This window comes from Paenibacillus sp. FSL M7-0656 (assembly GCF_038003225.1).
Classification (GTDB): domain Bacteria; phylum Bacillota; class Bacilli; order Paenibacillales; family Paenibacillaceae; genus Paenibacillus; species Paenibacillus amylolyticus.
The window spans coordinates 2,877,706-2,901,292 of the sequence record NZ_JBBOOT010000001.1; the positions used below are offsets into that span (position 1 = coordinate 2,877,706).

At 47.2% G+C, this 23,587-nt stretch carries 20 protein-coding genes; 11 read left to right on the forward strand and 9 right to left on the reverse strand.

Features of this window, described 5'->3' with window-relative positions; all coding sequences use genetic code 11:
- Positions 1 to 156: 156 nt before the first annotated feature.
- A complete protein-coding gene (locus MHI01_RS12785; RefSeq protein WP_340983259.1) occupies positions 157 to 1,866 on the forward strand; it encodes a sigma-54 interaction domain-containing protein in 1,710 nt (569 codons plus the stop codon).
- Between the two features lie 47 nt (positions 1,867 to 1,913).
- Here the strand turns inward: MHI01_RS12785 and MHI01_RS12790 are convergent, their stop codons facing one another.
- Complete coding sequence (locus MHI01_RS12790) at positions 1,914 to 3,983, reverse strand: nSTAND1 domain-containing NTPase (protein ID WP_340983260.1); 2,070 nt, start codon at positions 3,981 to 3,983, stop codon at positions 1,914 to 1,916.
- A 440-nt stretch (positions 3,984 to 4,423) separates the two neighbouring features.
- Between MHI01_RS12790 and MHI01_RS12795 the strand changes: the two genes are divergently transcribed.
- Entirely contained in the window at positions 4,424 to 4,714 is a 291-nt protein-coding gene (locus MHI01_RS12795; RefSeq protein WP_340983261.1) for a hypothetical protein, read from the forward strand.
- A 59-nt stretch (positions 4,715 to 4,773) separates the two neighbouring features.
- Here MHI01_RS12795 and MHI01_RS12800 read toward each other — a convergent pair whose 3' ends face one another.
- Positions 4,774 to 6,444, reverse strand: coding sequence for a PucR family transcriptional regulator (locus MHI01_RS12800; RefSeq protein ID WP_340983262.1), 1,671 nt, complete (start codon positions 6,442 to 6,444; stop codon positions 4,774 to 4,776).
- Between the two features lie 189 nt (positions 6,445 to 6,633).
- On the opposite strand from MHI01_RS12800, the gene ald reads away from it, so the two are divergent.
- Positions 6,634 to 7,767 (forward strand): alanine dehydrogenase, encoded by a 1,134-nt coding sequence (gene ald, locus MHI01_RS12805; protein WP_340983263.1) that lies wholly within the window; start codon positions 6,634 to 6,636, stop codon positions 7,765 to 7,767.
- Between the two features lie 168 nt (positions 7,768 to 7,935).
- Here the strand turns inward: ald and MHI01_RS12810 are convergent, their stop codons facing one another.
- Complete coding sequence (locus MHI01_RS12810; protein WP_076329468.1) at positions 7,936 to 8,853, reverse strand: PD-(D/E)XK nuclease family protein; 918 nt, start codon at positions 8,851 to 8,853, stop codon at positions 7,936 to 7,938.
- Between the two features lie 513 nt (positions 8,854 to 9,366).
- Here MHI01_RS12810 and MHI01_RS12815 point away from each other — a divergent pair.
- A complete protein-coding gene (locus MHI01_RS12815) occupies positions 9,367 to 10,050 on the forward strand; it encodes a serine/threonine protein kinase (protein ID WP_340983264.1) in 684 nt (227 codons plus the stop codon).
- A gap of 263 nt (positions 10,051 to 10,313) precedes the next feature.
- Here MHI01_RS12815 and MHI01_RS12820 read toward each other — a convergent pair whose 3' ends face one another.
- A complete protein-coding gene (locus MHI01_RS12820) occupies positions 10,314 to 11,210 on the reverse strand; it encodes a helix-turn-helix transcriptional regulator (RefSeq protein ID WP_340983265.1) in 897 nt (298 codons plus the stop codon).
- A gap of 129 nt (positions 11,211 to 11,339) precedes the next feature.
- Between MHI01_RS12820 and MHI01_RS12825 the strand changes: the two genes are divergently transcribed.
- Together MHI01_RS12825 and MHI01_RS12830 are read left to right on the forward strand one after the other, a co-directional pair.
- Positions 11,340 to 12,227: a sugar phosphate isomerase/epimerase family protein gene (locus MHI01_RS12825; RefSeq protein ID WP_340983266.1), complete on the forward strand. Its 888-nt coding sequence runs from the start codon at positions 11,340 to 11,342 to the stop codon at positions 12,225 to 12,227.
- Between the two features lie 49 nt (positions 12,228 to 12,276).
- Positions 12,277 to 13,332, forward strand: coding sequence for a Gfo/Idh/MocA family protein (locus MHI01_RS12830; RefSeq protein ID WP_340983267.1), 1,056 nt, complete (start codon positions 12,277 to 12,279; stop codon positions 13,330 to 13,332).
- A 300-nt stretch (positions 13,333 to 13,632) separates the two neighbouring features.
- Here MHI01_RS12830 and MHI01_RS12835 read toward each other — a convergent pair whose 3' ends face one another.
- Positions 13,633 to 14,952, reverse strand: a complete 1,320-nt coding sequence (locus tag MHI01_RS12835) for a glycoside hydrolase family 125 protein (RefSeq protein WP_340983268.1) — start codon at positions 14,950 to 14,952, stop codon at positions 13,633 to 13,635.
- A gap of 157 nt (positions 14,953 to 15,109) precedes the next feature.
- On the opposite strand from MHI01_RS12835, the gene MHI01_RS12840 reads away from it, so the two are divergent.
- Positions 15,110 to 16,171 (forward strand): LacI family DNA-binding transcriptional regulator, encoded by a 1,062-nt coding sequence (locus MHI01_RS12840; protein ID WP_340983269.1) that lies wholly within the window; start codon positions 15,110 to 15,112, stop codon positions 16,169 to 16,171.
- Between the two features lie 233 nt (positions 16,172 to 16,404).
- On the opposite strand, the gene MHI01_RS12845 is transcribed toward MHI01_RS12840, so the two are convergent.
- From MHI01_RS12845 to MHI01_RS12855, 3 genes are all read right to left on the reverse strand, one after another.
- Positions 16,405 to 18,018, reverse strand: a complete 1,614-nt coding sequence (locus MHI01_RS12845; protein WP_340983270.1) for a DUF4179 domain-containing protein — start codon at positions 18,016 to 18,018, stop codon at positions 16,405 to 16,407.
- Positions 17,996 to 18,571 (reverse strand): RNA polymerase sigma factor, encoded by a 576-nt coding sequence (locus MHI01_RS12850; protein ID WP_036606450.1) that lies wholly within the window; start codon positions 18,569 to 18,571, stop codon positions 17,996 to 17,998. The genes MHI01_RS12845 and MHI01_RS12850 overlap by 23 nt, the downstream gene beginning before the upstream one ends.
- Positions 18,572 to 18,714: 143 nt before the next feature.
- Positions 18,715 to 19,230, reverse strand: a complete 516-nt coding sequence (locus tag MHI01_RS12855; protein ID WP_340983271.1) for a mismatch-specific DNA-glycosylase — start codon at positions 19,228 to 19,230, stop codon at positions 18,715 to 18,717.
- Between the two features lie 121 nt (positions 19,231 to 19,351).
- Between MHI01_RS12855 and MHI01_RS12860 the strand changes: the two genes are divergently transcribed.
- The 4 genes from MHI01_RS12860 (at position 19,352) to MHI01_RS12875 (ending at position 23,017) form a co-directional block, all read left to right on the forward strand.
- Complete coding sequence (locus MHI01_RS12860) at positions 19,352 to 20,272, forward strand: AEC family transporter (protein WP_091015648.1); 921 nt, start codon at positions 19,352 to 19,354, stop codon at positions 20,270 to 20,272.
- Between the two features lie 306 nt (positions 20,273 to 20,578).
- A complete protein-coding gene (locus MHI01_RS12865) occupies positions 20,579 to 21,646 on the forward strand; it encodes a WXG100 family type VII secretion target (protein ID WP_340983272.1) in 1,068 nt (355 codons plus the stop codon).
- A 16-nt stretch (positions 21,647 to 21,662) separates the two neighbouring features.
- Positions 21,663 to 22,121, forward strand: coding sequence for a hypothetical protein (locus tag MHI01_RS12870; protein WP_315937942.1), 459 nt, complete (start codon positions 21,663 to 21,665; stop codon positions 22,119 to 22,121).
- A gap of 59 nt (positions 22,122 to 22,180) precedes the next feature.
- Positions 22,181 to 23,017: a hypothetical protein gene (locus MHI01_RS12875; protein WP_127547169.1), complete on the forward strand. Its 837-nt coding sequence runs from the start codon at positions 22,181 to 22,183 to the stop codon at positions 23,015 to 23,017.
- A 126-nt stretch (positions 23,018 to 23,143) separates the two neighbouring features.
- On the opposite strand, the gene MHI01_RS12880 is transcribed toward MHI01_RS12875, so the two are convergent.
- Positions 23,144 to 23,395 carry a hypothetical protein gene (locus MHI01_RS12880; RefSeq protein WP_076251279.1) on the reverse strand — a complete coding sequence of 84 codons (252 nt, stop codon included), beginning with the start codon at positions 23,393 to 23,395 and terminating at the stop codon, positions 23,144 to 23,146.
- Positions 23,396 to 23,587: the final 192 nt, after the last annotated feature.

Here is a 23,587-nt window from a genome sequence, read left to right on the forward strand (position 1 = left end):
TATGTATGATTCATGTCAAAAAATCTATACACACTTCACTTTGAAAGCTATAATATGGATAACTATCTCACTCAAATATTTCCATTTACTCCGATCATAAAAGTTCCTTGTAACAGGTACAGTTCTGAAAGTTATGCCCTAACTGAGGTGATATCGATGAAACATTTACTTCCAGAATTAATGTCTTTATTGCGTACGGATATGGATGTTCTGGATACAGACCTCCCCACACTTACCATTCCGTCATCAACATCGTTGGTAGATGCCTTCTGCTTATTCGACACATCTTCTTATTTATTCCTTCAGGATGATGGCCCTCTATTGGGATATATCGCCGTATCCGATGTTTTGCATGCCATGATGCATGCGCATCGCCTAATAGAAGCTTATTTTGAGACCACACTGGAGACAGCGGGTTCAGCTCTGACATTAATTAATGAAGATGCCAAGGTGGCCTACTGGACAACTGGCGCGGAGCATGTTTTTTCGATCAGCAAAAATGATATTATCGGACAACCCGCGGCGGACTTTTTTCCTCCAGATCGGCTACAGTCTCTCAAGACGTTGTATACCGGCGAAACGGTCTATCGCAAACAGCATCAGCCACGGCCCGACCTGTTCGCCCTGATTAATGCTCGTCCTGTCCAACTGGATGGACATATTGTGGGTGCAGTTGCTGCCGAAGTGGATATAACAACCGAAATCCGATTACATCAGGAACTATTACATATGACCTCCAAAGTCCAGCACCTGGAGAAAGCCGTTGCTCGGCTACGTCCCGAATTAGATCCATTTGCCAGAATCAAGGGCAGCAGCCCGGTCATCAAGCAGTGCATGGAGACCATTCGCAAGATCAGCACCACCTCAGCAACCGTACTTATTCTCGGGGAGAGCGGCACAGGCAAGGAGTTATTCGCCAAAGCCATTCATGATCTCCGTGAATTGCAGACTGCACCGTTCATCGCTATTAACTGTGGGGCAATCCCTGCTTCCTTGTTTGAAAGTGAATTATTCGGCTACGAAAAAGGCGCCTTCTCCGGAGCGGATCCCAAAGGCAAAAAGGGCAAGATTGAGCTTGCCGAAGGGGGTACTCTTTTTCTGGATGAGATCGGTGAGATGCCATTGGAATTGCAAGTGAAACTGCTTCGGGTGTTGCAGGAGAAGAGTTACTTTCCTGTGGGGGGAACGCGTATGAAGCAGGCCGACTGCCGGATTATCGCAGCAACCAACCAGAATCTAATGAGTATGATTGCCCGTAATCAATTCCGAGAAGATCTCTACTATCGGCTGAATGTCATTAACCTAGTCATCCCTCCTCTGCGTATGCGCAAGGAAGATATATATGAATTAACCCAGACGTTCCTTCAAGAATTCTCATTGCTCTATAACCGTCATATTGAGTTGGTTCCACCTGAAGTGTTCAAGTTGCTGTTCCAATATGATTGGCCAGGCAACGTACGTGAATTACGAAATGTGATCGAACGCCTGACCATTCTGACGACAGATGGTGAGGTGAAGCAGGAATATCTGCCCGATACCCTCACTTCCCTCACCATACAAGAACAGTCCGAAATTCAACTGACATCCGGAATTCATTCACATGCCAACAACGAATATCAGCAACGTCAGGATTCGGCAGGAGCAGAACAAGAACCTCGAACAGTTGCAAATGTGGACGAATCAGATCCCTCGGATGATTCCGAACTTGTCTCCGGTGTTACCTACCAGCAAAAATTGGACACCTATGAGGCGCAACTTCTAATTCAATATCTGAAAGCAGCAAGTGGTAACAAACGAACCCTCGCCAAGCAACTTGGCATCTCCAGGGCAACGCTCTATAACCGCATGAAGAGGCTTGGTCTATGACCAGCCTCTTCTTATCGTCATTATCGGTATGATGAACGAATAGAACCCTACAAAATCCGCGCCAAGCGAGTCAGCGCTGTTCTGAGATGGCGATAGAATGTCGCCCGACTCATGGAACACGTCTGGGCTGCGGCAGTTGGATTGCCAGCATGCGTCCAGTAGGCCGCGTATAACAGCATCTGATCCTGTGGAGATAGGCCATGTACTCTGCCTTCTAACAGATCCATGACATACAGCTGTAACTGGATTCCATCCTTTACTCCTCTAACCCTGCCAGCATATTCATGTAATTCTCCCGGGGAACGAAGATCCCCCAACATCTTGCGAACATCCTGTTCAGTCCAGATTACACCATCCACTTCCGTTGTTTCCGGCTGTATACGATCCTCTGTTGATTCCGGATCAAGCAGAGACATGACCCACTCTCCGAATTGCCCGCTACGCAAATCCAAATCAAGTATGTCCGCCTGGTCCTCGAATCTGTCACAGACACGGGTGCGGGTTCTTCGCATCTGGAATCCAATGCTCTGCAAAAATAGTTTCAGGTGAGGATTCGTTGCAACGAGTATCGCTCGTGCACCATCACCCAGTAGAGATAGTCGATCCAGTGCCATGTATCCCACCAGTTCTTCTCGTGTATAACCAGGCACATCATCTCTTGCCGCAGCCAGCAAGGCAAAGTGCGTATCACTCTGATCCGGGTCATTTTCAAGTTCCTGTGGTGTGAAACATTCATACATCTCATTTGGAAAATATTTTAGTAAAAACTCACTACTCTCCCTATGTACAAGAATGGTAATGAACATGGCGATTGTCTCCCCAAGCTTGTCACGCATTAATACGATTCCTTCGGGATAACGGTGCGCCAGTTCATCCAGAAAGGGACCATAGGATACCGCCTGCCATGGTTCCACGCTGTACTCGCACCATTGCTGTAACAAGCTGTGCAGAGCGGGCAGATCCTCTTTTCTCATCGTCTCAAGAGGGGAGAACAGGGAATCACGAGACACGTCTGCGTACTTGCGGTATTGAAGCATCGATTCCTGACAGAGCAGCAGCATCTTTCGGGCGATTTGACGACGCTCATGAGCCCCTGCGTATTCATGTAGCGGTTTCAACAGCTTCGCAATCTTGATACGCAATGTCTGCAACCGATGTGGCTCACGCTGGCGAAAATCTCGTAGTAGATGTACTCTGGCCATATCATGCAGGGCAAGACCATCCGGGCCGGAACGGATAAACGACATCTGTCTCAGCATGTGGTACTCTTCTTTTGTCACGGTCATATCCAGTACTGATGATAATAGTTCCTGATTGGCTGTCTCAAGCAGTGTTAGTACCTCCACTACAGGATGCAGACGGGGTGTCGTAAGTTCCAATAATAATCGAGCACTGATCATATGGGACAGTTCAGCCCATTCGGACTGTGGGAGATTCCTCCTCTGATCTGCAGCTTCTACAGCAAGCGCCAGCCCCAGCGGATGTCCATCGGTCATTCGCGTAATGGTACCTGCCATCCCCTGATTCAGAAAGCCTGCCACCGTGATGTATTCCGTAATCTCATCAACTGTGAAATGTTGAAGCCGCATCTGTATAAATCTCTGATGTAATCGGGGATGTGTCCGCCAGGTGGACGCCAGTTCCGGGCGTGATGCAAGAATGACAAGTATCCCTCTTAACGGAAGTTTGGATACAAAGACTTCCATGAACCAGCTTTCTAACAGAGCAAGCTCTTCATAATTATCCACGGCCAGAACCAATCTCTTCTCGATCGATGTGTCTCTCAGCAGACTCAATGGTCGCGGGTATCCTTCACTATCCATTGTTTCCAAGCCTAATGTAGAGGACAAATAATCCATAAAAACGGAAGGAGTTGCCCCACATGATCGACCATCCATCCATATTGCCGTCGCACCTCGATCCCGAGAGACAGATAACATCTCTGAAAGCAAGGAAGATTTACCAATGCCTCCCATACCCGTAATTGAAAATATGGTTAATGGGGCTTCCGGATGATTGAACCACCGCTCCAGTGTCGTCAGTTCCTTGGTTCGACCAATGAAACGTTTGCCATCCTCAACATATTTGTCGTATTGAGCCTCACTACTGTTTCCCATATATGTCCTCCGTACTAGATACTGGTACTTTTAATATACTTTTTTGAATCCATTTCATAACTCAGTAAACTATCAATTTTGTAACTAGATATAGACAAATTGAATCGTTTTGATCTATATCTACCTTTGATTGAAGCAGCTGAAGGTATTATGAAATTGATTCTATTCTCTCACAAAATTGAGACTATATTGAGACGCGCAATTGGGTGTGAAGTGATAGAATCTTGTTAAAAGCCAATTTATAGTAAATATTCAAAACAGCGGACATGGAAACGTTTTTACAAGGTATACATAGACCCCTCCGCGCTACTTCTTAACATAATGGATCATTCCGCCAATCAAGCACAGCCAACATGTACATGAGCATTTACCGATCTCGAATTCATGCTTCCCTTTCATACCCTACTACCAGCCCGATATTCCAGGAAAGGCGGATTTCTGTGAGAATAAACCTCGATATCTGTAATCTGAGCGGACAACTTGGAATCAATCCTAAACGACTTAATGAATGGCTGCACCAAAGTGGCATTTCAATGGAGGACAATGAAGCAGAACAGGAAGGACGTCCCGACCGGTCGTCACCCCCGTATCGGCTGGCTACTCCTTCTTCATTATCACTGGCACCTTCCTCCGGTCAAACGAAGCTTTATCGGGGCCGACGCTCCGCTTCCACTCTGCAACGCCTGCCTGCTTCATTACGACACACCCGGCGGATTAGTAAAAACTGCTAGACTGTGCTCAAGGTAGTGTAAGATCGATGCACAGTCTGTGTTGCATCCCTTTCACCTCATCAAGAGGATTGCCACTGTCCATTCTCAATCATCACGTGCGCGAGCAACGCCATCTCCAGACAGATTCTTCTCCCTTGATCCATGTAACCTGGACCCATCAGTTCTTCCAGCTTCTCCAGTCTGTTGTACAACGTTTGCCGATGAATAAATAACTGGGCGGCCGCATCCCGTTTGGAACCAAAGTTCTGCAAGTAGGCATCCAACGTCTCTACCAATCGCAGGTGATGCGTTTGGTCATGTTCAATCAACATACCCAGGTGATCCTGGACAAAGGGTTGCAGGAAGGATTGGGGTAATGCCTTTAACATTTGATATATACCCATACGTTCGTAAAAGTGAACATGTTCCATCGAATCTACCGATCTCGAAACTTCGATCACCTGATAGGCCTCCTGAAGGCTCTCCGGCAGACTGGTCAAACGGCTGCGAAACTTGCCAAATCCGGTATGAATCATGACCTGGTTCAAGTTGCGGCTGGCAAACCGCTTCACATCCAGGGCGATTCCTTCCAGCAATCGCAGCAGTTGATGACGTGCAGCGGCCGTTACCGCTTCCTTCGCACAGCACAGATATACCTGGTTGTTCTTCAGCATAATCAGGCTAGGCAGATTGTTCTTCTTGAGCAGGGAACGAAGCAGGACAAGAACATCCTGATGATTCGCTTCCATCCTCTCCCGGCCCGTACCCTTCAATCGATGCTCAATCTCGATGACCCCTCCCGCAAACCAGTACTGTCCCTTCACCAGCAAACGAAGTCCCATTCGGGTCTGGGCCTGCTCCTCCTGATGGATGTTGCCATTCATCAGATCCTGGATCAGCTCGTTCTGATTGCGGACCATCTTCTCTTCAAGAAACTGGGAGCGAAGCGTGAGCGCTGCCGCTGCCTTCGCTGAATAGTCGAGCAACAGCTTGAGATATTCGACTGGAGCTGCGGGATGCACAATCATGCCTACAGCCGAAAATACCTGGCCAAAACAGACGACCGGATGACACAACAGAGCCTTCTCTTCGTCTATGTGGAACCATAATTCAGTATCCGAATCATTCAGATCCAGATGTTCTACCTCCTGTTCATACCAGGTATAGATTGCTTGCTCCATCTCCGGAGCAAGTTCGGGCACAAAGCTACCCGGCTCCATAGACGAGATGTACACCACCGGTTTGGCAGCGTATTCATGCAACAGGTTCAGCACAGCAGACATGTCCGTACTCTGTAATGTACGCTGCTGAAGCTGGCGGGAGTAGGCTTCCAGACTTTTCAACAGTTGGTGCTGATGATTAATGAGCAGAGAGTGAATATCCTGTGTAATCTCGACAAAACGGACCGGTTGCTCAAATACGATCAGCGGAAACTGGTGTCTGTCCGCCAGTTCAATCAGTTCTTCCGGGATTCCGAATATGCTGGTACCAAACTCCACACACAGCCCGGCTGCCTCACTGCCAATGAGCTGAAGCAGATACTCTTCGCGCCCTTCTTCCGATTGAAGCCACAGTCCAGTGGATAAAATAAGATCATGGGGGCTTACGAATGGAGATACATTGGTAATCTCCAATACATGAACCCAGCCAACCTGACGGTTCACTCCATCCTTCCCTGCCGCTAGTCGTGCTCGGCCAAATACCGGACGTGCAAGGATATCTTTGATCGTAAACACACGGTCATTTCGCAATGGCGATCCCTCTTCGTGTTATTTTTTCTTACATTATAATCCATGGACAAATGTCCTGAACAGTCTTTTTCGACAATATGTTGAGTTCAATTTCTAAAGATTAGACATCAAGTAAGGTGCAAAACGATTATCCAAGTCATAAACTTGTAGTATAAGCTAACAACCAATAAATGGACGAGGTGCATGGTGATGAGAATCGGAATTCCCAAAGAAATCAAGAATAATGAGAATCGTGTAGCAATGACTCCGGCCGGGGCTGCTGATTTCATCAGAGCCGGTCACCAGGTACTGATTGAACAAGGCGCGGGGAACGGCAGTGGATTCACGGATCATGAATATCAAACTGCGGGCGCCGAGATTCGGATGGATGCCAAGTCCGTGTGGACCGAAGCCGATATGATCATCAAGGTGAAAGAACCGCTTGCCAGTGAATATGGATATTTTCGTCCGGGACTGATTCTGTTCACATACCTGCACCTCGCAGCGGAACCGGAGCTTGCCAAAGCCCTTATTAAAAGCCGGGTAACGGCTATTGCGTATGAGACGTTGGAGGTCAACAGCGCTCTCCCCCTGTTAACCCCTATGAGTGAAGTTGCAGGCCGCATGGCCTCCCAGATCGGAGCACAGTTACTAGAGAAAACGGAAGGTGGCAAGGGCATTCTGTTGTCCGGTGTACCCGGCGTCAGTCGGGGGAAAGTGGTCATTATTGGTGGCGGAACGGTGGGAACAAATGCAGCCAAAATTGCTATTGGTCTTGGAGCTGATGTAACTATCCTTGACCTGAATCTGAATCGGCTGCGCCAATTGGATGATATCTTCGGCAATCAGATCCACACGCTGGTATCCAGCCCGTCCAACATTGCAACAGCTGTTGCGGCGGCAGATCTGTTGATCTGTGCGGTGCTGATTCCGGGCGCCAAGGCGCCAACGCTTGTCAGCGAGCAAGTGGTGAAGACGATGGCACCGGGTTCGGTCATTGTGGATGTGGCGATTGATCAGGGCGGGATCGTTGAGACCATTGATCATATCACAACCCACGATGAACCGACCTATGTGAAACATGGTGTCGTGCATTACGCCGTGGCGAACATGCCGGGCGCCGTGCCGCGTACGTCCACGGTGGCGCTGACCAACGCCACCATGCCTTATGCGCTCCAGCTGGCCAACCACGGTGCAGCCGCCGCGATTCGCGGCAGTTCGTCCATTCGCAGTGCGGTCAACGCGCTGAATGGACATATCACGTATGAGGCGGTTGCCCGGGATCTCGGGCATGCCTATGTTCCTGCGGGTCAGGCGCTGGAGAATACCGCCGCTGTCCAGTAATCTTGATATGATCGTTCCACCCCGGCGCCTTGTCGCCAGGCCTGTGGAACGCAATAGAAGCGCAAGTCGGGCAGATGATGTTCCCGGCTTGCGCTTCTTGTTTTTTTTCACATATGAAATAACTCATTAGTTGGTATAAGGCCTTTAGTTTCCTAAGGTTTGGGCGCTTCAGACTGCTCGCTCACTGCACACTTCGCGGAAGTTGCAATCCCGGCAGGACCGGTGCGATGGCATCGCTGTGAAGTAGGTGACGTCCTTGGGACGGTTGTAATACTCATCCTCCACGCAGGATCGCATCTCCTCAATGTAACGACCCACGTTCTCCTCCACCTTCCGGATATCCTCTTCTGTCGCTGTGAACTCCCGGTGTTTTCCGGTTAACAAGTACTCCACACGAAGCTCAATCTGCTCCAAAGGAATTCGGTAGTGCTCCCTTACATAGGACGCGTACAGCATTAGCTGATCTGAGAAGTCATCTTCTTTGCCCGTCTTCCAGTCCACAATAACAATATTGCCGTTACTGCGTCGATACAATAAATCCATCTTCACATACACACGCGTATCGTGCAGCATCATGGTATCCCATTTCTCGATCTCCAGAATGTCCGTACTTGCTCGGGACAAGTCCTCCCACGTAAGCGTCTGGTACAGGTTACCGACACAGGCCGAAGCCCGTTCCTTAATCGTGGCGATCCGGTCATTTAACGTATCATCCCCGTAATAGATCTCGGACAACATCGTGCGATTCTTGGGGTTCAGTCGCCACTGATCCGCGTCCATGGATTCCACATACGCCTGATTCAGCAGCTTGCGTATCGTCTGTTCCAGGAAGTGTTCACGCGGTTTATCTTTGCCCTCTTCCCTGCTGCGTACCGCCGACTCACACATCCGATGTGCGAGATCCCCAAAGACAAGATACAGATTGCTGAGCTGCTTCAGACGGTACAGACGAACCTGCATCTCATCAGCAGAGTCTGTCTTCCAACCGTTATGGGCACCGTAATAATGATAATAATATTTGCGCAGGCACTCATCGAACATACTCGCCCGCGACTGCGAATAAGACCACTGCGGGTATTGTGCCATAAGTAATCTGCCTTTCTGTATGCCGGATCTGCATGAGATCCCTTAATGCTCACAGTATAAAGCCCGGGCAACCTTGTCGCAAGCGCGCTTCCGTTATTTTCTTCTGACGCAACCGTTTCCGATTCGATCCGTATCGTTTATATAGTAACATCACCAAAAGATGAAATTGCGGAGCAGAACGCATAATATACTCTATAGAGGGCACGAATCCGGGACCTGGATGTTAGTACGGGTCTAGCTCGGGGCCAGTGCAGGCCCGGCGCTAACGAATCTCACACACCTTATCACGTGGATCACGAGGTTTTACGGAATCTAACGAACCCCAGACAAGCTAATTAGTCTTATTTCGGTTGTAGAACGTGTTTATTGCAAGCAAATGAGTTAATAGCGTGTCTCTGATTCGTTACATTTTCAGATCTGGCGATTTACGTGAAATAAGACTTACTCGGTTCGTTAGAAAATGATTATATGAAAAAAAATTGTACAGGCATATCCTAAAAGGAGGCACCACCCATGAATCGACCGGATTGGTTCCAGGCGGAAGAAGCACTACAACAGATCCAAGTCATCGGAAGCGACCGGAATGAGCTCGTGAACATCATCGGCGATGTAGAAGGATTGAATTGCATTGGCACAGGTACGGATGCGGCTGTATTTACGTATGACGGCTTGCCGCAGTATGCCTTCAAAATGTACTCGGATCATGCCTTGGACAAACTCGAAAATGAAAAACAGGTATACGAGCAGCTCAAAGGCCTGCCATACTTCCCTACCTATTTCGGCAGTGGCCGGAATGTACTTGTGATCAGTTTTGAACCCGGGGATACGCTGCTGGAATGTTTGGAAAAAGGAATCCCCGTCCCCGAGCAGGTGATGCTCGATGTGGACGCAGCGCGAGAAGCCGTTCGCAGCCGCGGGTTGAACCCTCGCGACATTCATCTGAAAAATGTAATACTTCAGGATGGACGCGGGAAAGTGATTGACGTATCCGAGTATATCCAGGACGGCAATGACAATCGCTGGGAGCATCTTGTCTGGGCTTATCACAACATCTATCCACGGATCAAGGGAACGCCCATATCTCCACGCATGTTGCAAACGATCAAATGGGGATACAATCAGTTCGATCATGCCAACGTCAAAATGGACGACCTCGCCAAGAAAGCCAATCGTCTGTTCTCCAGATTTATGAAATAAGCACGTTGTACACATAGATGATTGTCTTGATATGATTGAATCAAAACCACCCGGATAACAGCCTTGAGTTGGCCTTTATCCGGGTTATTCTTTGTATATGTGCGTATGCGTATAATTATGGTTACGGTAAGCACTTCTGTGTGCTTCCACTTCTGCTTCTGTTTCTACTTCTACTTCTACTCACAATTGCGACTGCGAGTTACTTAAGGTCACAACCTTCGTTATAGACATTTTATTCGAGACTACTGGTAAACTGGCCGTACTCAACCTTCTTTTCTCCCCCGCCCCTGTGAGGGGGTCATGCCCTTGTACTGTTTATATAACTTCGTAAAATAGTTGGCATTGTCGCAGCCGACTCTGGCGGCGATCTCTGTAATGGTCAGACTACTGCCTTGCAATAGTTGCTCTGCCTCACTCATCCTGCAACCGTTCACGTATTCCACAAAGGTACGTCCGGTCAGCTTTTTGAACATTTTGCAGAAGTGATACGCATTTAATCCCACATGACTTGCCGCTTCCGTAACAGACATCTTACCTGTGGGGTCCGCTTCAATCTGTGCAATCAACTGTTTGAAACGTTCGCGGTTTGGAAAATACGATCCGACCGTTTTATCCGGTAGCTGTTGCGGCATAAAGGTTCGCGCAAGCAGGGTGAACAAGGCATGCATCTTGGATTTCACCACGAGCTGATAAGCCGGGGGCTGTAACGCCATTTCCTCCACAGCTTCATTCAGCAAAGAATAATAGCCTGTGCAGGCTGTATTTTCCTCTGCTGGTTTGACCGGAAATCTCACTCTTCCTTCCAAATACGGCGCGACATATTGCTCATGCACAGGATCATGAGTGAAATCATGGAACAGTGCACGGTTGACCACAACGGAATCATAATGCACATCCCCCTCATCCAGAGCATATCCGACATGTAATGTACCTCCAGGAATGATGATGACCTCACCTGCTCGAACCACATAAGGTTTGCTATCAATATGAAACAGCGCACTGCCCTTGCGCATAATAATCAGCTCAAAATGTTCATGCCAATGCAAATACAAAATGCATTCTTCAGCTTTCATATCTGAACACCGATTTTGGAACAGCTGAAATGGATGTGATTTATGGTCAATTCGGGTATTTTCGTGAAGCGCTTTCAGATCCAGCACGACTTCTTCCCCCTCTTCACAAGATCCGACTATTATTACACAAGATTGTTTAGAGCCATCCCGTTAATCCACGGCTATAATGAGTGTGTCACGAAGTACTATAAGCCAATATTGGAGTGAAATACAACCATGAATAAATCATTACGCATCGGTACCCTTGTAGGCGGGCAGGACGCCGTCCGCGTTATCCCGCAGATCATGCAACATGGCTTCGAATCATTTAACCTGACCTTCTGGCAAACAACTGGTGACCTGGACTTGGCAGAGACAGCCAAACGTGTCCGTGAAATCGTGGACGAACAAGGTATTGTCATCTCCGCGGTGAGTGTATTTGGTAATCCGCTAACTGGAGCCGGAGACAACGCCGATACACTGGCAAGCTGGGAGCGAGTGATCGATCACGCACAGCTCTTCGGTGCAGATATCGTCTCCGGGTTCACCGGACGATTGACCGATCAACCCATTAACGAGTCCATCCACCGGTTCAAGGAAGTATTTGGTGAACTGGCACGCCGGGCAGCGGACCGGGGTGTACGGATTGCTTTTGAAAACTGTGATATGGGAGGCACCTGGCAGACAGGCGACTGGAACATCGCACATAATCCAACGGCCTGGGAGATGATGTTTGATGCTGTTCCGGATGAAAATGTAGGCCTGGAGTGGGAGCCTTGCCATCAAATGTCCAGCCTGATCGATCCTATTCCACAGCTACGCAAATGGGCTCACAAAGTCTTCCACGTACATGGCAAAGATGCCACGATTGCCTGGGATATTGTCAAAAAATATGGCGTGCATGGCCCACGTGAATTTGTCTGGCACCGCACACCCGGCTTCGGAGATAACAACTGGGCTGACATTATCACCATTCTGCGTCAAAACGGTTATCAGGGCACGATTGATATTGAAGGCTGGCATGATCCCGTCTACAAAGACGAACTCGAAATGACCGGACAGGTGCATGCATTGCGATATTTGAAACAATGCCGCGGCGGCGATTTTGTGCCCAATCCGGTATAGGAAACCATGCGAGGCTGTATAACACAATCCATGCAAAGGAGATGAGAACATGACTCATCCTTATCGGGTAATTATTGCTGGCTGCGGTGCCATGGCAAACACATGGGCGGACTATGCCTTGCAAAGGCCAGATACAGTAATCGTCGGACTGGTCGATCTGTATGAACAGACAGCCCTTGCTTTTGCTACAAGACATGGCCTCACCTGCCCCACGTTCACCGATATCCGTGAAGCCATTCAAACGACTGGTGCAAATATCATATTTGATGTCACGATTCCGGCGAGTCATTACGGCATTGCCATGACAGCCTTGAAGGAAGGATGTCACGTGTTTGGCGAGAAACCACTGGCAGAGTCCTTCTCCGACTGCACAGATATTGTGCAAACCGCTCGCAGCACAGGACACATTCAAGCCGTCATGCAGAATCGCCGTTTTGATCCGCGTATCCGCGCCTACCAGCACCTCATTTCCGGCGGAGCTATAGGGCAGGTAGGTTACGCAGGAGCCGACTTTTTCCTCGGGCCACACTTCGGCGGATTCCGTGATCTGATAGATAGTCCACTGCTGCTCGATATGGCGATACATACGTTTGATCAGGCACGGTATATTCTCGGAGCCAACCCGGTATCTGTGTACTGCCATGAGTTCAATCCTCCAGGTTCCTGGTATCAGGGCAATGCGATGGCGTTATGTATATTTGAGATGTCCGACGGGTCCGTATTCAACTATCGCGGGTCCTGGTGCGCAGAAGGTGTACCCACATCATGGGAAGCAAGCTGGCGCGTAATCGGTGAAAAAGGTACCGCCATCTGGGATGGTCATGATGACATCTATGCTGAAGTAGTTACTGCGCAAAGCCTGGATGCTGACGGCAAACCATCCTTTTTCCAGCCAAGTGAGCGGATTGAAGCGGAACTGCCTGTCATGGACAAAACAGGACATCACGGCTGTCTCGAAGACATGTTCGCCGCACTGGAATCCGGCCGACTGCCTGAGACCGATTGCAGTGATAACCAGTTCAGCATGGCCATGGTCCTCGCTTCCCTGGAAAGCGCCCGCACAGGACAGAAAGTGTTCATCGCCGATCTACTGAAAAACACATAGCGAAGCGCCTGTGTTTTTCATATTAAACAAAGCCCAACTGCAAAGTTCAGCAGTTTGGGCTTTCTTGTTTTTTACCTACTCTCCTATTCTAAAAATGATATCGTTCAAAAACAGTCGCGCTCGATAGTGAAAGTAGTGTAGGGGACGAAATCGATTCTGAAGAAGCAAAGCGTTCGCCTTTATCACCGGATTTCGACTTTACAAAAGTCGATCAGGAAATCCGGAGATAACAGCGATCAAAAGAACGATTCGTAACCGGAACGGACACTTTGCAGGCAGTTTTTTTGGACTTTCATCATTTTATAGAATTCCTTTTTTCATTGCCTTGTACACCAACTGCGAGAACAGGCTGTTGGACCAGGCAAACCATGGTCTGGTGAACGTGTTTGGATCATCGGCGTGGAAACCCTCATGCATGTATCCAGTACCCGCATCTGTGTTCTCCAGTAATTCAATCATCGCCAGCATCTCCTCGTCATTGTCTGCGGTCAGACCCTGCATGGATAGCGCCATGTGCCAGATGTATCCTGGAGGGGTGTGGGGGCTACCTATACCTTTGGCTACCTTCCCTTCATAGTAGAACGGGTTTTCTTTGCTCAAAATAAATCGACGAGTGTTTTGATACACCCTGTCTTCAATCGAAGCATACTCCATATACGGTATAGACATCAGTCCAGGTGTGCCCGCATCATCCATCAGACAAAAGTTGCCGTAACCGTCCGTCTCATAAGCATAGATCTGCCCATACTCTGGATGACGGTATGTACCGTACAGAGAAATACCGTGTCGTATCTCTTCTTCCAAACGAGCCATTTGACTCACCAGCTGCTCATCCCGGAACACCCACTTCGCGATCTCCCCCATCTGGCGCAAGGTTACCGCAGCGAACATGTTCGCCGGAATATTATAATGAAAATCACAGGCATCATCACTCGGACGAAATCCGGACCAGATCATCCCCGTATAATTCACCGGCATACCCAATCCTTCATTACGCAGCGTATCATGGGCTGGACAATTACGGCGCATGAACCGGTAAGGTGAACGCTCTGCGTGATGCTGCTCCGTCTCCCATAGTTGTACGATATTCTCCATCACTTTCTTGAAGCGCTCATCGAATATATCCGTAAGTTCCGTCTCCCGCCAATATGTATAAGCCAGCTTCATGGAGAAACAAAGAGAATCCAGCTCAAACTTCCGTTCCCACACCCAGGGCGACATCTCCGTCTCATCATTGGCGTCCCAATGCCATCCATTCGCCGTTTCATTGAACGCATTGGCATAGATATCCATATCAGCGTAGAACGTATGCCGTTTGATCAGGCCTCCGATAATACGTTGCAACTTCTCATCATCCTTCGCAAGTGGAACATAATGCATGACCTGCTCTACGGAATCCCTTAACCACATGGCGGGAATATCCCCTGTAATCACAAAGGTTGTCCCATCCTCCAGTAGCTTCGTGGTCGTTTCCAGTGTATTCGGAAAACAATTGCGAAACTGAGTCAGCAATCTCGGTCGATGTTGCAAACGCTCGTCCGCCTCAGTCAGAATATCCTGCACAGCTTGCGGCAATTCCAGATGCGGCATAGGGATTTTCGGTAATCTGAACTGTTCCATGGATGTTGTCTCCTTTGAATTGAAGTTTAGCAAATTGATTTAGATTAAGCCTAACACTCTCACACTATTGTTATTTTTGTTATGATAATTTATAATAACATTATTATTTGTAAGTGTACTGTGTCAGAAGATGATCGTCAAATGAAGGAGTAATGATATGTCACGCAAAGTATCCATTCAGACGCTGGCTGACCAGCTCGGATTATCCAAATATGCCGTCTCCCGCGCACTCAGTGGCAAGACGGGTGTCAGTGAAGCAACACGCGCACGGGTACTGGAACTCGCTCGGGCTTTAGGATATCGCCAAAGTACTCCGGGTGCTAACAATAGTCCTGCTACTGCAAACCATGCAGATCCGTCCGATCCACCGTTTGCTCTCATATGCATGAATCAGCTCAACCGCGGTGAACCTCACTACTGGCAACGTGTTCTGTCAGGCATGATCTCCGCCTGTAATGAGCGTGGTTGGCATCATGCCATTGTATCTCCCTCACTCGGAGTGACGGACGAGAACACCTCTCCCGAAAAAGCTATTGCTCCTCACTTGGACTGGGAACGTTGTGCCGGGATTATTGTCATGGGGGCTTTCCCTCATACGGTTCTGCAACGACTCTCTCAGACGGGTCGGCCTATTATTTTGGTAGATCATCAGGAACCCCTGCTGAATTGTGATACGATCAGCCATGATAATCTGGAAGCTGGCATCACCGTGGCTAGATATCTAATGTCTATGAATTGCCGAAGGATCGGCCTTATCACAGATGATGGGCGTGCTGCAAGCTTCGCGCAGCGGAAGATCGGGATTGAGTTGGCTTTGAACCATTTCCATGTGGACACCAGTCATACGACCAGCTTCAGAGAATGGAATATTCCGTATGAGAACGGGGAATGGGTTAACCAGCTGGCTACCACCATTCAAAACATGCCAGATGACAAACGTCCCGATGCCTGGATTGGTGTTAATGATGATATTGCCTTGCAATGGATGCACAAATTACAGGAGATCGGTATCTCTACACCTAAAGATTGTCTTGTCATCGGTATCGACAATGTACACTCTGCGGTTACGTCCTCCCCGCCCCTGACCACAGTTAATCTGTGTAAAGAGGAACTTGGACAGCGTGCCGTTGAAGCTTTACAACGCCGGATCGAACGCCCGGGAACGCCGAAAGAGACGGTTATGTTATCGACTACGTTGATTCCAAGGGAATCGGCATAATTCGGAAAGGGTAACCGCTCATTTCTGAAGATGGTTTCGTTAGGTACTTGCTGTCCCATAAGTCTGGTGCATACAAAAGAGGCCCCGCATATTATGCAGGGCCTTTTTCGTATATTAGGCTTATATCCTTATATTCCTGTACATTCACACTCAAATCTGTTGATCCATCTACCCATCCTTATATCATCCATTCGAAGCTTCATTTACTTCATGTCTAAGAATTGTACTAGTGGTTATTTCAGCCAAGGCAGGCTACTGTACGACGGAAGATCCACTTCCCAATTTACATCACGGAACTCTTTATCGACCACCTCACGTTTTAAGGTGAATTTTGTACCGTTATCTTTGTAAAAACCCTGAATGATCAATTGCAGTTTATCGGTAACATATTCACCATTATTATTGGGCTGATTTGGATAACCAACCACTTCAACAGGATATTCTGTCCCTTGTGAATCTACCGCTATCCAGCGATCGCCATGGAAAGCGTTTCGAAACGTCCCTGTTCCACTCAGAACAAGGGAATATCCTTTATTCACATCACTCTTGTGAAGGTTATATGATTGTGGAACAGGATTATAATTAAAATCATCAAATTGAAGCTTATCACCAAACTGCTCGAATTTTACAAAGGTATGAAATGCAGTGTCCTTACGCCTCTTCTCCAGATCAACTTCCACTGATTTCTCTTCCTTCACCGGAATAGTGTAGCCATCTAGGACAAAGCGAATGTTCTTGGCATCTAGCGATACTACAGACGGATCCCATGTATCTGACAATTTCAACGCTCCATCATTTCTCAATTCACGCTGATCATGGAGCCGAAACTTGGGTTCACGTGCACCTGGTCTATAACCGTTGAAAATTCGATATTCATTTGTTTCAGGAATCTCAAGATGGTAGATGATACTCATATAGCTCGCCCAATTCTCATCAACTTTGGCACGAAGCTGATCATCCAAACTCACATCCATATCAAGCCGAGTTCCGTTAGGAGTTCGAACAAGCTGTGTCATATCGAGCTTCAGCCCTTCTGGCGTGGTATATGTGTTATCCATAGAATTTTCAACAGCCAATGATTTAGCTTTGGTCATATCAACGCTGAATCCAAAACTCCAATCCACTGTAACGTCTCTTTCCTCATATGACTCTGTCACAAAATTATAGAACAACCCTACTTTTAAATGTCCTAATTCTCCACGCACGAGCACCTGATCAGGGATATCTTTGTGAAACTGAAATACAAATTTGTCAAGAGAGCCACTGCTTATTCTGGTATCCCTTGCAAGGGTCGCAACCTCTCTTCCTGTTTCATCAGTGACATGGATTCTTCCCATTTCAGGATATAAAATTGACATTCCGGTTCCATCAGGTGCTGTTTGTTGCAGCCTCATTACAATCTGAGAACGATCCACCAGCACATCTTCAATCTTGAGCTTGTATCCTTGATCTTCAATAAGTAAATTCGGATTCACCACTAGTCCATGAGGTTTAAGACGTTTGTAATCATCAGCCAAACTGGAATAGCGTAGCGCTTCCGGCACGGAAATATTAGGCAGTGGAACAATATCTACAGCGCTCACTACCGGCTGCTCGGGTGTACTTGTGCGATCCCAAGCCAGCCATGTACATCCTCCGAAAAGGAGCACAGCCGCAGCCACAATCCCCGTACGGTATATCCATCTTGTTTTAGGCACCTTTCTCGAGAATGGATGCTCAGCTTCTCCACTTTCCATGGACACGCCATCCAGCTTCTGCATGATTTTAAGCGTAAAATCTGCGTCCGGCTCCTCACGGTACAGGTGCTCCTCCCATAACCGATCTTCATCCCTTGAAATAGGCTTCATACGTAGCTAAACCTCCTTTGCGTTCCATTTGCTTCCTCAGCGTTTTTTTTCCGCGATAAAGGGCGTTGCGCACTTTGGTTGAACTCATGCCTGTAATGTCTGCAATCTCTTCATAGCTCAACTCGTTTGTGTACTTCAGTAATAACACCAGGCGATACGATTCAGGTAACTGTTCGAGCTGTCGATATATTTCACGCTGCATCTCTTTATGCAGCACACGCTTTTCAGGTGTTTCATTACTGACAGGTTCGATCCCCTGATCGACCGGAGACATGACGGGTTTCTTTTCCCGTATAAAATCCCGCATCCGATTCACCGCAATGGTATACACCCACGACGAGAAACTGCTTCCCTCCCGCCGCGAAGGGAGATAACGATAGATGCGAATAAACGTATCCTGAGCGAGATCCTGTGCATCCGGATGACTCGCGCCCATTCCGCGCATGATGCCGTAGACTTTATTTTTATATCGATCCACTAGCACGGAGAACAACTGCTTATCCCCTGCAACAATACGCTGAATAAGCTCCTCCTCCGGTATCTGTTGATTCATGTAATCCCCCTTCTCTACAGCTTCCATGCATGGTTCTGTACTATATAGACGGAAGCCGTTCCCGAAACCTCTCACTTTATCCAAAAAAAAAGAATTCGCCCTTATCGGCAAAGCCGACTGGGTGAACTCTGCTTACTTGCCTCTTAATCTTCCCTGTTCTTCTCCGCAACAAAATCAGCAAGCTGGGAATAGATCGCCACAATCTCATCCATCGACATGCGCACGAGTCCACTGGACGACGGAGCGACGAACTCCTGAATTTCCTTGACGACCGGGTCGTCCTGAAATCCCCATTGCACTTTGGTACGCTTGCTGTAATGGGTGTATACACCTTTTCCGACAAAACAAGCGATGTCCGGTCGGTATTTCTCCAACTTTTGCCGTAAAATCTGTCGTCCTTCTGCGTACTCTTCCTTCGTAATATCCTCCATACCTCTGGTGGGACGGGCCACAATATTCGTGAATCCATATCCCAGCTTCAGCAACTCTCCATCCTCCTGTGTATCATATAAACGCGGGGTTAATCCCGAACGTTCAAGAATGCGCCAGAACCGGTTTCCTTTGTAAGCATAATGATGACCCGTCTCTCCAGACGTAATGCTCGGATTGAAGCCTATAAACAATATCGATAAACCAACATCCAGATGATCTGGAATCATGATGGGAAGCCCCCTTATCTTTTTTAGCTAATTAAATCTTTCGTGTGTGTATAAAATGATATAATAAGCAAAGTATTTTCGAAATCGGATTGAAATTTTCATGAAAAAGGAAGCTGAACTAATGATTGCAGACATCATGCTTGAAGTCGTCCTGCCCGTCTTTCTCCTGATCGCCGTCGGGTCCTGGATGCAAAAGGTGTTCAAGCTGGACTTGTACACCCTCGCCAAAATCAATTTCTATTGTATTACCCCCGCAGCCGTCTTTATGAGCATGTACCACTCGGATATGTCGGGCGAACTGCTTGGGACCGTGACACTCTTTTACGCGATATATGTATTGATTCTCTATATTGTAGGTTCTGTATTTGCGCGCTCACTTCGGATGAATAAAGGCATGAAGGCTGCTTTCAACAACAGTATTATGCTGGATAACGCAGGCAACTATGGACTGCCCATCAATGCACTGGTATTCCGCGGGGATCCACTCGCCTCTTCCATTCAGGCACTGGTCATGTCTTTGCAGGCATTACTGACATTTACCTATGGCGTGTTGTCCATTCAGGGCGCGAAGCTCAAAGGTAATTACCGTGCCGTGATTATTGGATTTCTTAAAATGCCTGTTCCATATGCGCTCTTGCTGGGGATTCTGTTACACATGTGGAAGGTTCCCTTGCCTACGTTCCTGTCCATGCCACTGACCTATGCGCAGCAAAGTATGGTTGCCGTGGCGCTTCTGACACTCGGGGCACAGATTGTAAAATATCCAATTCAACTGTATCGCCTTGATGTGTATATTAGCACATTTTTGCGTCTTCTGATTGGCCCGGCTATCGGGATTTCGATTGTGCTTATGCTTGGGTTGGAAGGTATCGCTGCACAGGCACTTATTATCGCTTCCGGTATGCCGACGGGTGTCAACGCATCCATTCTCGCAGAAGAATACGATAACGAACCCGATTTTGCAGCCCAGACGGTACTAATCTCAACGTTGCTTAATATCATCACAATTACGGCACTGATCTCTTATGCCAAAACGTTCTAGATGAGGAATGTGCGTAAGTACATACCTCCGTTAAGACCAAAATCAAATTTACAAGTCCACGCCCCCTACAGGTGGTTGTGGGCTTCTTTGTTTATACTGTTCGTCCCACTTGCAGGAACAAAGTCTTACGAAGAGTACTTATTTAACCCAACCAAAGGACTGTTTTGCGCGTCAATTGCTTATTAGCCGTTGCGAATAAACGTTTCGACCTTTAAAATTAATGGGTAAATATTTCACAGCGTTTCATTTTTGATATATACATAATCTGTAGAAATTCTTAATTTTATCTTCCACGAGGTGAATGTCGTGACCAGGATTATTGTACCGCCTGAGCAGCTTCAGGCAATCTCCAACCAATTTGCTCAAGCTTCGGAACATAGTCGTAGCATGATTAACAATTTAAGCAGACATATAAGTACATTACAGAGCCAGTGGTCAGGAATCACACAAGAGCGTTTCTTTCAGAACTTTCAGGTGGCACATCGGCAAATGGAAAGATTCTCTAGCTCAGTCTCTGCGATTGGCACGGAACTACATACCATCGCAACTCGTTTCTCACAAGCGGATCAATCTCAGGAGCATGGTGTACAGACCAGTACAAGCCAATCCGCTTCTGGGAAAGATGTAAAAACGACGCTATCGGATATATATGATCAAGGAAGTAAGTCTTGGAATATAATTAATGGGATTCATGGGAATGTAGGCCTGATTGGAACAGGACTATATTCTGCTATGGCTACGTCCATGGTACTCTCCAAAACGGTTCATTTCAAAGTAGATCCCCGGAACTCTAGCCGTGCCAAAGTCCATAATGCTCCGTGGGTGAAGGGAAAGGGAAATTCCTTTCTGAGCAACATGGCACGTAAACTGGATAAACAATTCCGCAGCCCGGGTCTGGTCATGAAAGGATTAAAGGGCTTTGATCGACTTGCAGGTAAATTAAAAGTAGGTGATATCGGGCTTGGTTTCAACAAAGCCAACAGCTTCGGTCAATGGACCCGCAATGTTATTGCCGGTGTGAATAAAGGTCAATACGGTATGAAAATTTCCAAAATCCCTACAATGATAAGCAAAAAACTGTTCCCCATCAACGTAGGACTTAATGTTTGGGATGAAGGGGTTAAAACGGTCTCCAAGTATAAGGAAGGAACATTAACCAAAACGGATCTCGCCGTGTCCACATCGAATATCGTGATCAAGTCTGCCTCTGCAGGAGCCGGGGCTATTGTTGGCGGGACCCTATTATCATTCGCCGGGCCTGCAGGAACAGCAGTTGGAGCTTATGTAGGCGGAGCTATAGGTAGTTATGCCGGAAAACATATAGCCTCAGCAGCTGAAAAAGGGATTAGATGGGTTAGTAAACTCTTCAAATAATACTTAGGAGGTATCCATGCAGTTCGTTACATACCAACGCAAATATGCAATTCGTCATACGCTGATATCTGCTCTTTTTATCATTGCTGGACTTGTCTTGATTGGTGATGTTATCTATGGTGACAACAGCGTTCTTCAAACCTTGTACTTTACTAGTGCGGCATTCTTAAGCTTTTGGTTTGTGGGGCGTCTGTTTATCTGGAACATCACGAGAATATTTGGTACAAACATCTTATTTTCCTTCGATCTGTCTGGCATTAAGACAAATGCAGGAAAACAGTTATCTTGGAAGGATATACGCACCATTGATTTCGTAGCTCCGGGACTAAACAAATGGATTCAACCTACTCCATCCTATTACTTATTCAAAATGGTTGACGGAAAGAGCTATAAAATATATACGTATAGTCTACTGAAACATCAGGAAAGTGACATTCTTAAAATACTTCGAAAAACCTGGAATGAGCACAAATGACCTTCTAAAAAAAGTAACCTGTATCTATCAATCTACATAGAAAGTAGGCGGTTAAGCTCATGAATAAACGACTTGTTACCTTATCCATTGAAGAATTCGGATTTGCGCTGGCCACACTTGGCGCAGAGGACATTGCAGCCGGTCTCCTAAAACCGATGTATGGCGAGTTATCTGAACAACACTGGGAACTCGTTCTAAGGGCTGCCTCTCACGGTCTTTTATCCAAGGGGCTAATCTTGCATATGGAAGATACCAAGATAGAGATCGAGCCGGAGTTTTTGAAGATGCTTATGCATTTTGCCCAAAGCCGTAGCATGATTAGAGCGTACTCAGACAGCCTTGAACAAGAAAAGGTATTAACCATTCACAAAAGTACGGATAACAACGATACATACCTCTATCATTTGGCAGTAGATCAACGTGTGCATTTGTTCACCTGGACAGAACCTGAGGAATGGGAAGAGGAGTTGTTCCGATTTTACATAGGGCAACACAAACCATTCATTGATCAACCTACTCAGTTCACGATAACGGAGGAACAATGGACTGTCCTGACGAACGAGGAAAACCATATTTTTTTAGATAGATTCATGGATGATTGGGAGCTTCCTCTAGAAACACGCGAGTTATTGAAGGTATGGCATAACTCTTTTGAAGCTTCTGGTCGTAGTGTGGATAACCTCAGCATCATCAATTATGCCGAAGATGTAATTCCTCTGCCTGATCAAGCTCTCCTGCTGCTTCATACCGAACAAGGTATCTGGAGCATGACTAACAGAGATTCCACCAGCGAAAGTGATTCTAACATCGAGATTGACCAGCACACCAATTCCTCCTTTCGTAAACAATTGCGAGAATGGATCGATCTCTTCGCGGTCCCTGTCTCCCATACTTAAATGTGTAGCACACGCAAAAAAAAGTCCAAGAGCCACCACCTTTGGTCTCTTGGACTTCTTCCATTATTTAACCCATGAACTCTCAACTGCCTGCTCAGCCTACTTGTCATGCAGCCTGCCATAGGACTATGATTCAAACGTCGTTCGTTCCGGGAACTTGCCGCCTTCCCTGAATAAACATCGTACCAGTCGCTGCGCGGCTCGGTTAAAGAAAAAACTCGGGCTTACCCCATCCACCTGGACAGGTTCCAGTTCCTTCACACTTTCCTTAATCTTATTCATCTCAATGAGCCCCATCTTTCGCTCATTCGGTCCGAAGCGATAAATAACCTTCTCATCGTCCTCCGTCTGTTTCACCAGCAGAATCACAGATGCCATACAGGTTACCCCCTATCGTTACGTTATGAGATTCCATTAATCACTTGCCTACTATAATTATTACCCAGATTCTAGTGGAAGGATATAGGACTTAAGTTAGTTATACCTAAATTAAATATCCTGATATAAAGATTCTCTGAAATGAGTCGTTAGGCTCACAAACACCGTGTTTACACTATCCCAATGGATAGT

Bases quoted from the DNA above. Each gene is read 5' to 3' on its own strand.
- MHI01_RS12835 (WP_340983268.1), bottom strand. From the start codon at position 14,952: ATGGAACAGTTCAGATTACCGAAAATCCCTATGCCGCATCTGGAATTG.
- MHI01_RS12875 (WP_127547169.1), top strand. From the start codon at position 22,181: ATGAATAAACGACTTGTTACCTTATCCATTGAAGAATTCGGATTTGCG.
- MHI01_RS12880 (WP_076251279.1), bottom strand. From the start codon at position 23,395: ATGGCATCTGTGATTCTGCTGGTGAAACAGACGGAGGACGATGAGAAG.
- MHI01_RS12840 (WP_340983269.1), top strand. From the start codon at position 15,110: ATGTCACGCAAAGTATCCATTCAGACGCTGGCTGACCAGCTCGGATTA.
- MHI01_RS12830 (WP_340983267.1), top strand. From the start codon at position 12,277: ATGACTCATCCTTATCGGGTAATTATTGCTGGCTGCGGTGCCATGGCA.
- MHI01_RS12855 (WP_340983271.1), bottom strand. From the start codon at position 19,230: ATGATTCCAGATCATCTGGATGTTGGTTTATCGATATTGTTTATAGGC.
- MHI01_RS12850 (WP_036606450.1), bottom strand. From the start codon at position 18,571: ATGAATCAACAGATACCGGAGGAGGAGCTTATTCAGCGTATTGTTGCA.
- MHI01_RS12815 (WP_340983264.1), top strand. From the start codon at position 9,367: ATGAATCGACCGGATTGGTTCCAGGCGGAAGAAGCACTACAACAGATC.
- MHI01_RS12825 (WP_340983266.1), top strand. From the start codon at position 11,340: ATGAATAAATCATTACGCATCGGTACCCTTGTAGGCGGGCAGGACGCC.
- MHI01_RS12870 (WP_315937942.1), top strand. From the start codon at position 21,663: ATGCAGTTCGTTACATACCAACGCAAATATGCAATTCGTCATACGCTG.
- MHI01_RS12810 (WP_076329468.1), bottom strand. From the start codon at position 8,853: ATGGCACAATACCCGCAGTGGTCTTATTCGCAGTCGCGGGCGAGTATG.
- MHI01_RS12790 (WP_340983260.1), bottom strand. From the start codon at position 3,983: ATGGGAAACAGTAGTGAGGCTCAATACGACAAATATGTTGAGGATGGC.
- MHI01_RS12845 (WP_340983270.1), bottom strand. From the start codon at position 18,018: ATGAAGCCTATTTCAAGGGATGAAGATCGGTTATGGGAGGAGCACCTG.
- ald (WP_340983263.1), top strand. From the start codon at position 6,634: ATGAGAATCGGAATTCCCAAAGAAATCAAGAATAATGAGAATCGTGTA.
- MHI01_RS12860 (WP_091015648.1), top strand. From the start codon at position 19,352: ATGATTGCAGACATCATGCTTGAAGTCGTCCTGCCCGTCTTTCTCCTG.
- MHI01_RS12785 (WP_340983259.1), top strand. From the start codon at position 157: ATGAAACATTTACTTCCAGAATTAATGTCTTTATTGCGTACGGATATG.